Here is a 13759-nt window from a genome sequence, read left to right as displayed (position 1 = left end):
AGCTAAGACTCTCAGCGCCGATGGTACTGCAGGGGGGACCCTGTGGGAGAGTAGGACACCGCCGGACTTAACTTAGAAACAAACAGAAAGGCCACCTTCGGGTGGCCTTTCTGCGTTAACCCGATCAAACACGACGAAGGGCCACGCACACTGTGCGTGGCCCTTCGTCGTTAACGCGCTAATGGCGGCGGAGGCCATCCAAAGCTACGGCGAGCACGTCGTCCGCGAGGTGGCTGGCGTCCTCCGGGCCCTCGGGGCGGTACCACTCGGCGATCGAATTAACCATGCCGAAGAGCAGTCGTGTGACGACGCGCGGGTCGATGTCGCTGCGCAATGATCCCTCATCACGGGCTTCAACGACCAGAGCAGAAACCGCTCGGTCGAAAGCCCTGCGACGGGTGAGCGCCAGGCGCTCGACCTCCGTATTGCCGCGTACACGCAGCAGCAAGGTCACATACGGAAGCCGAGACGTCAATATATGTACGGCGCCGCGCAGCACGTAGGCCAGGCGGTCGATCGCATTTCCGGTCAGCGCACCAGATTCGAGCAGCACGCCCTCGAGGCCGTTGAGAGCTTCATCGAGGGCGAGCTGGAGCACTTCATCCTTGGAGGTGAAGTGATGGTAAATAGCAGCCTTCGACAAGGCCAAACGTGTCGCGAGTACTCCCATCGAGGTCGCGTCGTAGCCGAATTCGTTGAACGCGGTGACGGCGATCTCAAGAATGGCGCGCTGGTCGTAGCCGGGACGGCCGCGTTTGGGTGGGTGTACGTCAGGCATAGGACTTGAGTCTCTCACGCAGACGTGCCGGCCGAGACCGGTTAGCGCAGGTCGTAGACGCGTTTGTGCTTTCCCGTACTGCGCTCCAGGGTGCCCGGTTCGACTACGAGCACGTTCACGCTTGATCCGATCCGATCCTTGATCAGGGTGATGAGCAACGCACGGGCAATGGCAGAGGCCTCATCATTGGCGTGCTCGTGTCGCTCGATGCGCACGGTGAGCTCGTCCATGCGCGACGGTCGGGTCAGCTCGATCACGAAATGTGGGGAGAGGTGGTCGATTCCGAGCACGATCTCTTCGATCTGGGTCGGGAACAGGTTGACCCCGCGCAGAATGATCATGTCGTCATTGCGCCCGGTGATCTTCTCCATTCGTCGCATTCCCGGCCGCGCGGTGCCTGGCAGCAATCGGGTCAGGTCGCGGGTGCGATAGCGGATGACCGGGAACGCCTCCTTGGTCAGCGACGTGAAGACGAGCTCTCCGGTTTCGCCGTCGGGCAGGCTGTGTCCCGTGTCCCCATTGATGATCTCAGGCAGAAAATGATCTTCCCACAGGTGTGGGCCGTCCTTGGACTCGATGCACTCATTGCCGACACCAGGACCCATGACCTCGCTCAGGCCGTAGATGTCGAGCGCATCGAAGTCGAGGCGGTCTTCAAGCTCGAGGCGCATTTGATTGGTCCACGGCTCGGCACCGAGCACGCCGGCCTTCAGGCTTGAGCGGCGCGGATCAAGGCCGGCAGCAACCATGGCATCGGTGATCGTGAGCAGGTAGCTGGGCGTTGACAGAATGACGTCGGGCTCGAAGTCGGTGATCATTTGGACCTGTTTGTTGGTCTGGCCACCCGACATGGGGATAGCGCAAGCCCCGAGCGCTTCGATGCCCGCATGGGCACCGAGCCCGCCAGTGAACAGGCCATAACCGTAGGCGTTGTGTACCTTCATGCCGGGGCGCACGCCAGAGGCGCGCAGGCTGCGGGCAACGAGACCAGACCACATAGCGAGGTCGTTCTTGGTGTACCCGACCACGGTCGGCAGGCCGGTAGTGCCCGATGACGTGTGAATGCGAGCGATCTGATCCATCGGAACGGCGAACATGCCGAAGGGATACGAAACTCGCAGGTCATCCTTCGTCGTGAACGGCAGCAGCCTGATGTCTTCGAGGGTGCGAATGTCATCGGGGTGCACTCCAACCGCATCAAATTTGCGCGTGTAGAGGGGTACATTCTCGTAGGCGTGTCGCACGGTGTGCTGTAGTCGAATCAGTTGCAGCGCGCGGATTTCGCCCTGGTCCAGGCGCTCGGCCGCGTCGAGCTCGTCGAGTGCCGGTGCGTGCAGACGGGTCTTGGTCAGCGTTGACATGGTGCCTTCCGGAAGGGTTAAGGGTGGGTGCGGTCGGGAACAGGCAAATTGGTGGTGCGGCTGCGACCGCGAAATTCAGCAACGGTCACGTCGTTGTCGACGGTGATCCGTACGTCATAGAGGCCACTTCTGCCGCTCTTCACACGCAGCAGAGCGGTGGCGGTGAGATTCTGGCCGCTGGTGGTCGGCTTCAGAAAGCTGATGTCGGCGCCGGCCGCGAGCGTGACATGGTGCGAATCATTGCAGGCAATGGCGAAAGCCGTGTCGGCGAGGGCGAAGATAAAACCGCCGTGGGTCACATCAAAACCATTGAGCATATCGTCGCGCACGACCATGGAAACCACGGAGTGGCCTGGCTCGTTGCGATGGACGACCATACCGAGAGAAGCGGATGCCCGGTCGCGCTGCATCATGGCCTGGCTGCCGACATGCAGAGCTTCGGTCATTCGGTTCTCCTCATTGAGTTGCCGTACCGGTCGGGGTTGCCCGTCCGATAATGTGACTATATACTAACTGAACGATCGGTCGGTAATAGATCGCAAATTCATGAGCGCAATTGCCGACGAACATCACCCTAGCGCCGCCCGCTTGTGCACAAAACCAACCACGACCACCGCAGTCAACGCAGACCAGGAGCCGATGATGACACGCACCATCACGCCCGATACGAGCGCAACCGCCGTTATCAGCGTCGAGGAACAGCAGTTCAACGACTTGATCGAGGCCGACTCGCGCATCGAGCCGCGTGACTGGATGCCAGAGGCCTACCGCAAGTCGCTCGTGCGCCAGATTTCACAGCACGCGCACTCGGAAATCATCGGCATGCAGCCCGAATCGAACTGGATCACGCGCGCCCCGAGCCTGAAGCGCAAGGCGATTCTCATGGCCAAGGTGCAGGACGAAGCCGGCCACGGTCTCTACCTCTACTCCGCCGCGCAGACCCTCGGCGCTACCCGCGACGACATGACGGATGCCCTCATCGCCGGCAAGGCCCGTTACTCGTCGATCTTCAACTACCCGACCCCGAGCTGGGCGGACATGGGCTCGATCGGCTGGCTCGTCGACGGCGCCGCTATCTGCAACCAGGTGCCCCTCTGCCGTGCCTCCTATGGCCCCTACGGCCGTGCGATGGTGCGCATCTGCAAGGAAGAATCCTTCCACCAGCGCCAGGGTTTCGAGATTCTGCTCGAGCTTATGCAGGGCACCGACGAACAGCGCCAGATGGCCCAGGACTCGGTCAACCGTTGGTACTGGCCCGCGCTCATGATGTTCGGTCCGCCCGATGACGACTCGCCCAACTCGGCGCAGTCCATGGCGTGGAAGATTAAGCGTCACTCCAATGACGAACTGCGCCAGCGCTTCGTGAACATGCTCGTGCCCCAGGCGGCCGTGCTCGGCGTTACCCTGCCAGACCCTGACCTGCACTTCAACGAAGAAACCCAGCAGTGGGACCTCGGCACGATCGACTGGACCGAGTTCCACGAGGTGCTCGCCGGCCGTGGCCCGAACAACGCTCAGCGCCTGCAGCGTCGGCGGGACGCGCACGAGGACGGCGCGTGGGTGCGCGAAGCCGCCGCGGCCTATGCCGTCAAGCAGATTGCACTCAAACAGTCCGCAGGAACTAAAGAAATGGCAGCCTCATGACCACTCCCGGCGATTCCGCAGCTGAAATCTGGCCCCTCTGGGAAGTGTTCGTGCGCTCCAACCGCGGCCTGAGTCACGTGCACGTCGGCTCCCTGCACGCTCCCGACGAGACCCTCGCCGTACGCAATGCCCGCGACCTGTACACCCGCCGCAGTGAGGGCGTCTCGGTCTGGGTCGTTCCCGCCGCCGCCATCACCACGAGTGACCCCGACGCCAAGGGCGCCTTCTTCGAATCGCCCGCCGGAAAGAACTACCGCCACGCGAGCTACTACTCCAAAAGCGAAGGCGTTAAGCACCTATGAGCAACCACTTCGAAGCGGATGTCCCTGCCTCCGGTCACGAAGACGAGCACGGCCACGTCGCCGTCGATGTCACCACGCTCGACGCCGAACTCATCGAAGGCCCGTCCCTCGCCACACCCGACGTGGCGGAGTACGCGCTGTGGCTCGGCGACGACTCACTTATCCTGGCCCAGCAGCTCGGTGCCTGGATTTCCCGCGCTCCCGAGCTCGAGGAAGACGTCGCCCTGGGCAACGTCGCCCTCGACCTGATCGGCCACGCCCGGTCGCTGCTGCACTACGCCGGAACCGCCACGAACCGCACCGAGGATGACCTCGCGTACTGGCGCACCGAGCCAGATTTTCGCTCGCTGCACATCGTCGAACAGCCCAATGGTGACTTCGCGCACACCATCGCACGCCAGTTCATCGTGTCCCATTACCTGTTCGAGCTGTACAGCCGGCTGCGGGCATCCGCTGATGAAACGATCGCCGCGATCGCCGCCAAAGCGGTGAAAGAGGTCGACTATCACCGCGACCACTCCACCCAGTGGGTGCTGCGCCTCGCGCAGGGAACCGACGAGTCGCGTCACCGGATGATCACCGCGCTGAGTGACCTGTGGCCCTACGTCGAAGAGATCTTTCGCGACGACCCGCTCATCGACCGTCTCGAAGGGATCGCGGTTCGCCCGTCGAGCCTGCTCCCGGCGTTCGACGCCGCCATCGCACCGGTGCTCGCCGAAGCCGAACTCGAGGTCCCCCGCGGATTTGTCGCTTCCGGTGGCGGCCGCACCGGCAAGCACTCCGAGCACCTCGCTTTTCTCCTCGCCGAAATGCAGGTGCTCACCCGCGCTCACCCCGGCGCATCATGGTGACCACCGCAGCGCACGAGGCAATCTCGCGCCCGCGTCCCGCTGACGCCGCGTCGCTCGCGGCCTGGATAATCGCCGCGCAGGTCGTCGACCCCGAGATTCCGGTGCTCACCATCGAAGACCTCGGTGTGCTGCGGTCCGTCAGGGTCACCAGCGATGCTGTCGCGGTGACCCTGACGCCGACCTATAGCGGATGCCCCGCCATGGACGCCATGCGCGACGACGTTCTGGCGGTACTCGCGAGCGCTGGCTACGAAAATGTGTCGGTGCGGCTGGTACTCAGCCCGGCCTGGACCACCGACTGGATGAGCGAGATCGGCAAGGCCAAGCTGCGTGAGTACGGTATTGCCGCTCCCACCGGCCATGCCACCGTGCGGAGCTCCGGCCCGGCCGGCCCGATCCGCCTGAAAATGGCAGTGAAATGCCCGCGCTGCTCCTCGCTTAATACCCGCGAGCTCGCGCACTTCGGCTCCACCTCCTGTAAGTCCCTCTACGAATGCCGAGACTGCCTCGAGCCGTTCGACTACTTCAAGGTGCTCTAATGGCTGCAACACGTCTTGAATCCACCAACCAGGGCGCCACCACGCTGGCGCCGGTCAAGCACCGCGCACGCTTCCACACCCTCACGGTGGCCGAAGTGCGCCCGCTCACGGCCGACAGCGTCGAGGTCACCTTCATCGTTCCGCCCAAACTGCAAGGCGCTTTCGACTACCTGCCCGGCCAGCACCTCGCCCTGCGCGCCATGATCGACGGCAAGGAGCTGCGTCGCAGCTACTCGATCTGCCGTCCGGCCGGTGCTAAAACCAGTGCAGGCGGTTCGATCAGTGTCGCCATCAAACGCGACCTCGGTGGCGTCTTCTCCACCTGGGCCAACAGCGAGCTTCACCCGGGCGATGAAATCGACGTGATGAGCCCGCAGGGCAGCTTCACCTCGACTCTGCAGGACCTCGACCAGAAGCACGTCGTTGGAGTGGCTGCCGGTTCGGGAATCACCCCGCTCATGGCGCTCGCGCACACCGTGCTCGCTGCCTCGCCGACGTCGATGTTCACCCTCGTCTACACGAACCGCACCGCGCTCGACGTGATGTTCCTCGACGAACTCGCCGAGCTCAAGGACCGTTACCCGGCCCGCCTCGCGCTCTACCACGTGCTCTCTCGCGAGCAGCGCTCATCCTCGTTACTCTCCGGCCGCATCGACGAAGAGAAGTTTCGGCGCATGCTCGACACGATCCTGCGCCCGGCTACGGTCGATGAATGGTTTCTGTGTGGTCCGTTCGAATTGGTGCAGCTTTGCCGCGACACGCTCGAGAGTACCGGCGTTGACCGGTCGCACGTACGCTTCGAGCTGTTCACCGCCGGCGAGCCCTCGGCCGCCCGTGGTGACCGCGGTCGGCCGGTCATCATCGGCACCGGCGACAAGACCTTCCAGATCGAGTTCACCCTCGACGGCCAGAGCAACACGGTCACCACCCCGGTCAACGCGAACGAGAGCATTCTGAATGCTGCCCTGCGGGTGCGCCCCGACGTTCCCTTCGCCTGCGCCGGCGGTGTCTGCGGAACCTGCCGCGCCAAGCTGGTCAGCGGCGACGTCACCATGACCGAGAACTACGCGCTCGAGCCGGAAGAACTCGCTCGCGGTTACGTGCTGACCTGCCAGTCACACCCGACCACCGACACCGTCGTCGTCGACTACGACGTCTAACCCATGAGAAAAGCGGATGCCGTGATTGAGCTCTCGATAGACAACGACGTCGCCCACGTGATGCTGAACGCGCCCGACAAACTCAACGCCCTCGATGAGGCCGCGATCGTCGAACTCGACGCGGCGTATCAGACTGCCGAGCGGACCGGCGTGCGCGCGCTCGTGCTAAGCGGGGCGGGCCGGGCCTTCTGCGCCGGCCGCGACATTTCGGCGGTCGACCCGCGTACCGACGACGTGATCGGTTACCTCGGCAATCTGGTGACGCCGCTGCTGGAGCGCATGAGCCGGTTTCCGGCACCGACCTTCGCGGCCGCCCACGGCGCGTGCCTGGGCGTGGGCCTCGGCCTGCTCATCGCCACCGACGTTGTCTACGTCGCCGATACCGCCAAGATCGGTTCACCGTTTGCGAACCTCGGCGCCACCCTCGACTCTGGCGGGCATGCCCTGTTCGTGGAACGCCTCGGTGCGCACCGTACCCTCGACCTGATCTACAGCGGGCGGCTCATGTCGGGGGCCGAAGCCGTCGCTGGTGGACTGTTCAGCCAGGTGTTTCCGGCTGCGGAGCTGTCCGAGGCGACCGCGCAGGCAGCCGCGCGCGCGGCATCCGGTGCCACCCAGGCTTTTCTCGCGAGCAAGGTGCTCGTCCAATCTCTGCGTGACGAGCGGCTTGGACTTTGGCAGAGCATGAGCGACGAGACCGCCGCCCAGGCCGCGCTATGCGCCACGGGCGACTACCGTGAGGGTTTCGCCGCATTCCAGGAGAAGCGCAAGCCCTCCTTCACCGGTCGCGCCTGAGTCGCGCCCGCGCTGATCTCTCGACGCCTCCGCGTGAGATTGTCCTGAGCCCTAGGCAAGGTCTGCGCTTGCCCCTATGTTGTCGATGGCCGTAGCAGAGTCATTCTAAACAAGGAGCGCGATTGTGATCACCGCAGGTGCCGTTCTCAGCCCTGATTCTTCGACACATCGAACCCGGCGGCGGGCACGGTCAACGCTCGCGGCGGTCATCGTGCTGGCATTCGGCTTCTCGACGCCCGCCACCGCACCCGTCAGCGCCGCCGAGCCGCCGGTCATCATCGACGTGCTCACGATCAACGACTTTCACGGTCGGATCGAGGCAGCCGGTGCTGCGGCGGGTGCCGCCGTGCTCGCCGGTGCCGTCAACCAATTCCGCGACGCTGGCAACACGCTGGTCGTGTCGGCCGGCGACAACATCGGCGCCTCCACCTTCACCTCCTTCATCCAGCAGGACACCCCCACGATCGACGCTCTCAACGCGATCGGCCTCGACGCCTCTGCGCTCGGCAACCACGAGTTCGACCAGGGTCGAGCCGACCTCGACGACCGCGTGATTCCCGCAGCAGACTTTCCCTACCTGTCCGCCAATGTTTATGACCTGGGCACCGGGCAACCAGCATTCGAGCAGTACGTCGTGACGGAGGTCGATGGAATTTCCGTCGGTTTTATCGGTGCCGTCACCAATCAGCTGCCGAGCCTGGTGAGTCCAGCCGGCATCAGCACCCTTGAGGTGCGTGACGTGGTGACCGAGGTCAACCGGGTCGCAGCCAACCTGGACGACGGCGACGCCGCCAACGGCGAAGCGGATGTCACCATCCTGCTCGTGCACGAGGGCGCCGCCGGGCCCGACCTGGCCGACTCCACCGACGACTCCGCGTTTGGGCGCATCGTCACGGACACCGATCCCTCGGTCGCCGCGATCGTGTCGGCGCACACTCACCAGCTCTACAGCCATTCAATTTCGGTGGCCGGCAATTCCCTGCCACGACCCGTGATTCAGGCCGCGAGTTATGGCCAGGATCTGGGCCACTTGTCCCTCGCCGTCGACCCAGAGAGTCATGAGCTGGTGAGTATCGCTGGCGAGACCCTGCCTACCGTCGATGCTGACGGGGTCGCTTTGTACCCGGCCGACCCGGCAGTTGCGTCGGTCGTCACTGCCGCGACCGAGGCTGCCGCTCCCCTGGGAGCTGTCATCATCGGTGTGATCACCAATGACTTCAATCGAGCCAGGCAGAGCGACGGAACCGAGAATCGTGGGGGAGAGTCGATTCTCGGCAACTTCGTCGCCGACGTACAGCTGAGCGCGACAATCGAGTCGGGTGCCCAGATTGCGCTGATGAATCCGGGTGGGCTCCGTGCAGATCTCGTCATGGCCAGCAGTGGGCCGGATGACCTCGTCGGCGATGTTAGCTATCGCGAGGCAGCATCCGTTCAACCCTTCGCCAACACGCTCGTGACCATGGACCTGACCGGCACCCAGCTGCGCCAAGTGCTCGAGGAGCAGTGGCAGCCCACCGGGTCCAGCCGGCCCTTCCTCAAACTCGGCCTCTCGAAGAGCCTCGCCTATACCTACGACCCCACCGCAGCAGCCGGCGGGCACATCACCCACATGTTCTTCAATGGTGTCGAGATTGCGGACAGTGCGGTGCATCGCATCACCGTCAATTCGTTCCTCGCTGCCGGCGGCGACAATTTTCTCACGCTCGCCTCCGGCACGAACCAGGCCGACTCCGGTCAAACCGATTTACAGGCCATGATCGACTACTTCGTCGACACCCGCGTCGCCAACCCCGACCAGTCGCAGCGCGCGATCGGTGTCACTCTGACGCCTCCGGCCGAGGACGGGTACCTGCCCGGCCAGAACCTCGAGATCGGTCTGTCCTCGCTGCTGATGAGTGCAGGCGAGGGCGGATCCGACATCGTTTTCGTGCAATTCGACGGTGCCGGTGCCACGTATCTGATCGACCCCGCCATTGTCGATAACACCGACGAGGTCGGTCGCGCTGACGTGCTGTTCCCGATTCCGTCTGACGCATCCAGAGGCCTGCACCAGCTGACCTTCGAGGTGGTGGGGACGGGGACCGCGATCACCATCCCGATCGTCATTAAAGACGTCGGACCCGTCGCCGTGCACACGACGACGACGGCCGCAGTACAGCGCCACTTCGTGAGCCAGAAGAGGGCCGTGCAGCTGCGGGTCGAGGTGGCTGCGGCTGACAAAGCTACGCCGATCGGAACGATTCGGGTGTTTGACCGGGGTGAGCTCATCAAGACCCGGCTGCTCACGTCGCAGAAGGATGGCGTCGTGACCACGGGCATCACCGGGCTGAGCCGTGGTGTGCACAAGCTCACCGTGCAGTACAGCGGAAGCGATCATTTTCAGGAGTCTGTCTCCCGCCCGATTCGCGTGGTGGTGTACTAGCTCCGTCCCACCTGTGGGCGTCGCCCCAGCTGGCGACGCTCACACCGACCACGCCAACCTTTTTTACAGGGTCGGTCAGCTACTCTGGAGGAAACCGGAGAGGGGCCGAGATGCACACACGCTGGGCCCGCTTTGCCCGCGGCTGGATCGTCGCCGTGTTCTCGACTTTTGTTGCCGCACTGTCGCACACCCTGAGTGGCGGTTCCGCACCTGGCCTTTTGGCCGTCGTCGTTTCGCTTGCCTTCGCCGGCATGGTCTGCGTCGCGCTCGCCGGCCGCACGCTCTCGTTCTGGCGCGGTGCCGCATCCGTTTTGATCAGCCAGGTCATCTTTCACGGACTTTTTTCACTCGGAGCGCCGGGCGGTGCGCTCGGGGCCGACGCTCTCGCCGCCTCGGCCACCCACCAGCACGCGACGCTGCCCAATTTGATCGACCCGGCCGTTCTGGGCTCGACCACGCATGTCCCACATGATGGCGCGGCAATGTGGCTCGCCCATTTCGGCGCCGCAATCGTCACGATTCTTGCGCTACGGTACGCGGAACGCGCATTCTGGAGCCTGGTTGAGAACGTTCGCCTGGGCATCCGCACCCTTTTCGCGCGGGCCCAGCGAGTCGTGCCGATTGCGGCGCCTCACCGTATCGGACACGTGGCACCGGTGTTTACCCCGCGCGATCTGATCCTGGTGCTCTCGGCCCTGCGCCATCGCGGGCCGCCCGCCTTCGCCCTCGCCGCCTGACGAATAGACCAACCAGACTAATTTTCCCATCGCACCGAACGAGTAGCAGAGGCTTCGCCGGCCTCGTTCGGTTTGCGCCGGGCACCCACATCTAAGGACAGTCATGAAGTTCACGACCCCCATCGGTACCGCTACAGCACTGGCTGCCAATGCGCCCGTCGCAAGCCGTCGGTCGAGCACCGTGCGCGCCAACACAGCGACCCACGGAGCGATAGCCCCCCTCGTTAGAACTGCGCGCCAGCGACCGACCTGCCAGCTGACGGCTTCGGCCACTCGCCGCACGGCCCGAGCCCTGTTCGCGGTCGTCGTCGCTGCAGCGGCCCTGGGCTGGGGCGCGGCCCCGGCATTCGCTCACAACAACGTCGTCGGGTCTTCACCGGCAGCTGATTCCGTCGTGACCGAGCAACCCGGTGTATTTTCGGTCACGACCAGCGACCTGTTGCTCGACCTCGGTGGAACAGGCTCGGGCGGGGCGATGATCGTCACGGGGCCAACCAGCGCTCCGTTGTTTTACGGCGATGGCTGCGGGAGTGTCTCCGGCGCTACGGTCGAGACCTCGGCGCAGCTCGGCGCGGCCGGCGAGTACACGGTGATCTGGCAGACGATCTCCACCGACGGCCACGCCATTTCCGACGAATTCACCTTCGACTGGCAGCCAAACGCCGATCAGGTACTCGCCGACGGGGCTGCCACGGCTCCCGCCTGCGCTACCGAAACGGATGCAGCAACAACGGATTCCGGCACCTCGCCCTCCGCAGATTCCGGCTCCAACGGCACGCTCTCCACGGTCGCCTGGATCGGTGGCAGCCTCGGCGCCGTGCTCCTCGCTGTGGGTGCCACCCTGTTCGCCCTCCGCCGTAAGTCCCGAGCCTAACCGCCGTTCTTGCCTCCCGACGCTGACCAGCTGCGGGGAACGTGTCAGGGGGCCCGGGTAAAGTTGTCCACGTGAGTTGGAACGCTGAGCTGCCCGGGAACCCCGACAACGTTGAACCATCCAGTGCCTTCGATGGCCCGAGCGACTTCGATGCCCCCGACGACTTCGATGCCCCCGACGACTACGACGCTCCACCACCCGAGTCGGACCGGGAGTTTGCCGACCGCCAGTTCGGGCGGCAGCCCGCCGACCCGGCCGCGGCATTCGCTTCGAGCCACCGCAGCGAGGCGGCAGTCGCCCGGCCCGCTACGCCGATTCGTGCGGCGACCCGCAAATTCGACACCGCCGCCGAAGCCCTGCACACCGTGTTCGGTTACGACTCGTTCCGCGGCGACCAGGCCGAGATCATCGCACAGGTCGTCGATGGCAAGGACGCCGTCGTGCTTATGCCCACCGGCGGCGGCAAGAGCCTGTGCTACCAAATTCCCGCGCTCGTGCGAGCCGGCACCGGCATCGTCGTCTCACCCCTCATTGCACTGATGCAAGACCAGGTGGATGCGCTCACCGCCGTCGGTGTGCGAGCTGAGTTTCTCAACTCCAGCCAGGATTCGCAGACCCGCAGCCAGGTCGAACGCGACTACCTGAACGGTGACCTCGACCTGCTCTACGTCGCCCCGGAGCGCCTCTCCAATGAGGCCACCAAGCGGCTGCTCGAGCGCGGAACGATCGCGCTGTTCGCCATCGACGAGGCCCACTGCGTGTCGCAGTGGGGACACGATTTTCGGCCCGACTACCTCGCGCTCAGCGAACTCGCCGACCGATGGCCCGATGTGCCGCGCATCGCCCTCACTGCCACCGCGACGGATGCCACGCACCAGGAGATCACGACCCGCCTGCAGATGGGCGACGCCAAACACTTCGTGGCGAGTTTCGACCGACCCAACATCCAGTACCGCATTGTCGGCAAGTCCGAGGTACGCAAGCAGCTGCTGTCCTTCTTGAAGACGGAGCACCCGGGCGACGCCGGAATCGTCTACGCCCTCAGCCGTAAGACGGTCGACCAGACGGCTGATTTTCTGCGTCAGAACGGCGTCAATGCACTGCCGTATCACGCCGGGCTCGACGCGGGCCTGCGCGCTCGCACCCAGTCTCGCTTCCTGCGCGAGGAGGGCGTCGTCATCGTCGCCACGATCGCCTTCGGCATGGGAATCGACAAGCCCGACGTGCGCTTCGTCGCCCACATCGACCTGCCCAAATCGGTCGAGGGCTACTACCAGGAAACCGGTCGAGCCGGCCGCGACGGGGCCCCGGCCACGGCCTGGCTGGCTTATGGCCTGCAAGACGTGGTGCAACAGCGGCGCATGATCGACGAGTCGCCCGGCGACCTCGGCCATCGGCGCAAACTCTCCGCCCACCTCGACGCCATGCTCGCCCTCTGCGAAACCGTGCACTGCCGCCGGGTCAACCTGCTGCGCTACTTCGGCCAGACCAGCGAACCCTGCGGCAACTGCGACACCTGCCTCGAACCCCCCGAAGCCTGGGACGGCACCATTCCCGCCCAGAAACTGCTTTCCACTATCGTGCGCCTGCACCGCGAACGCAACCAGAAGTTCGGCGCCGGCCACCTCATCGACATCCTCCGCGGCAAAGAAACCCCCCGTGCCACCCAATACCGGCATACCGAACTGAGTACCTGGGGCCTTGGCGCCGACCTCAGCGATCAGGCCTGGCGTGGCGTCGTGCGCCAAATGCTGGCCCAGGGCCTGCTGGCTACCTCCGGAGAATACGGAACCCTCGTGCTGACGGATGCCGCCGCCGGGGTTCTTGGCGGCAGTCGCGACGTGCAACTGCGGCGCGAACCCGACCGCCCCGCACGTTCCAGCGCCGCCCGCCGCCCGAGCGCAGCGAAAGTCGCGGCCGCCGACCTCAGCACATCTCAGGAGACCCTGTTCGAGGCGCTGCGGGTGTGGCGTTCGGCCGAGTCAAAGGAGCAGGGCGTTCCCGCCTACATCGTCTTCGGCGACGCGACCCTCATTGCTGTGGCCGCGGCCGGCCCCGCCACGCTCGCCGCGCTCGACGGCATCACCGGTATCGGTGCTAAGAAGCTCGAGGCCTACGGCGCAGCCTTGCTCGAGGTTGTCGCGGCCTCCGCCTGATCGCAACAGCGCGCTATTTGTGCAACAGCGCAGGTGCGAACGACCCGAAGTTGTGGTGAACCTACAAAACGGATGCCGGGTGCGGCATCTATCATTGTCGCCCCCGCACCGCGCGTTTCACGACCGCGACTACGCGGCCC

General features: G+C 64.7%; 13 protein-coding genes. 10 read left to right on the top strand and 3 right to left on the bottom strand.

The features are described 5' to 3' along the window. Positions 1 to 178: 178 nt before the first annotated feature. From CXY70_RS17410 to paaI, 3 genes are read right to left on the bottom strand one after another with little or no spacing between them, the layout of a single operon-like run. Complete coding sequence (locus CXY70_RS17410; protein ID WP_104193559.1) at positions 179 to 778, bottom strand: TetR/AcrR family transcriptional regulator; 600 nt, start codon at positions 776 to 778, stop codon at positions 179 to 181. A gap of 41 nt (positions 779 to 819) precedes the next feature. Further along, positions 820 to 2139 (bottom strand): phenylacetate--CoA ligase PaaK, encoded by a 1320-nt coding sequence (gene paaK, locus CXY70_RS17405; protein WP_104193558.1) that lies wholly within the window; start codon positions 2137 to 2139, stop codon positions 820 to 822. Between the two features lie 17 nt (positions 2140 to 2156). Further along, a complete protein-coding gene (paaI, locus tag CXY70_RS17400) occupies positions 2157 to 2585 on the bottom strand; it encodes a hydroxyphenylacetyl-CoA thioesterase PaaI (protein WP_104193557.1) in 429 nt (142 codons plus the stop codon). Positions 2586 to 2778: 193 nt separating this feature from the next. Here paaI and paaA point away from each other — a divergent pair, with 193 nt between their 5' ends. From paaA to recQ, 10 genes are all read left to right on the top strand, one after another. Beyond that, positions 2779 to 3783, top strand: coding sequence for a 1,2-phenylacetyl-CoA epoxidase subunit PaaA (gene paaA, locus CXY70_RS17395; RefSeq protein ID WP_104193590.1), 1005 nt, complete (start codon positions 2779 to 2781; stop codon positions 3781 to 3783). Next, entirely contained in the window at positions 3780 to 4085 is a 306-nt protein-coding gene (paaB, locus tag CXY70_RS17390) for a 1,2-phenylacetyl-CoA epoxidase subunit PaaB (RefSeq protein WP_092106867.1), read from the top strand. Before paaA ends, paaB begins: the two co-directional genes overlap by 4 nt. Further along, a complete protein-coding gene (gene paaC / locus CXY70_RS17385) occupies positions 4082 to 4936 on the top strand; it encodes a 1,2-phenylacetyl-CoA epoxidase subunit PaaC (protein ID WP_104193556.1) in 855 nt (284 codons plus the stop codon). The genes paaB and paaC overlap by 4 nt, the downstream gene beginning before the upstream one ends. Beyond that, positions 4930 to 5475: a 1,2-phenylacetyl-CoA epoxidase subunit PaaD gene (gene paaD / locus CXY70_RS17380; protein ID WP_104193555.1), complete on the top strand. Its 546-nt coding sequence runs from the start codon at positions 4930 to 4932 to the stop codon at positions 5473 to 5475. Before paaC ends, paaD begins: the two co-directional genes overlap by 7 nt. Beyond that, entirely contained in the window at positions 5475 to 6635 is a 1161-nt protein-coding gene (gene paaE, locus CXY70_RS17375) for a 1,2-phenylacetyl-CoA epoxidase subunit PaaE (RefSeq protein ID WP_104193554.1), read from the top strand. Before paaD ends, paaE begins: the two co-directional genes overlap by 1 nt. Before the next feature lie 21 nt (positions 6636 to 6656). Further along, positions 6657 to 7430 (top strand): enoyl-CoA hydratase/isomerase family protein, encoded by a 774-nt coding sequence (locus CXY70_RS17370; RefSeq protein WP_104193553.1) that lies wholly within the window; start codon positions 6657 to 6659, stop codon positions 7428 to 7430. A 124-nt stretch (positions 7431 to 7554) separates the two neighbouring features. Then, entirely contained in the window at positions 7555 to 9852 is a 2298-nt protein-coding gene (locus CXY70_RS17365) for a 5'-nucleotidase C-terminal domain-containing protein (protein WP_104193552.1), read from the top strand. 110 nt (positions 9853 to 9962) lie between these two features. Beyond that, positions 9963 to 10589, top strand: a complete 627-nt coding sequence (locus CXY70_RS17360; RefSeq protein WP_104193551.1) for a hypothetical protein — start codon at positions 9963 to 9965, stop codon at positions 10587 to 10589. A gap of 103 nt (positions 10590 to 10692) precedes the next feature. Then, positions 10693 to 11463 (top strand): copper resistance CopC family protein, encoded by a 771-nt coding sequence (locus CXY70_RS17355; RefSeq protein ID WP_104193550.1) that lies wholly within the window; start codon positions 10693 to 10695, stop codon positions 11461 to 11463. Positions 11464 to 11534: 71 nt separating this feature from the next. After that, positions 11535 to 13619, top strand: a complete 2085-nt coding sequence (gene recQ / locus CXY70_RS17350) for a DNA helicase RecQ (protein ID WP_369852845.1) — start codon at positions 11535 to 11537, stop codon at positions 13617 to 13619. The last annotated feature ends 140 nt before the right edge of the window (positions 13620 to 13759 follow it).

Source organism: Cryobacterium sp. Y82 (genome assembly GCF_002929495.1).
GTDB lineage: Bacteria > Actinomycetota > Actinomycetes > Actinomycetales > Microbacteriaceae > Cryobacterium > Cryobacterium serini.
Note: the sequence above shows the minus strand (reverse complement) of the source record. Positions and strands in the feature narration are given on the sequence as shown.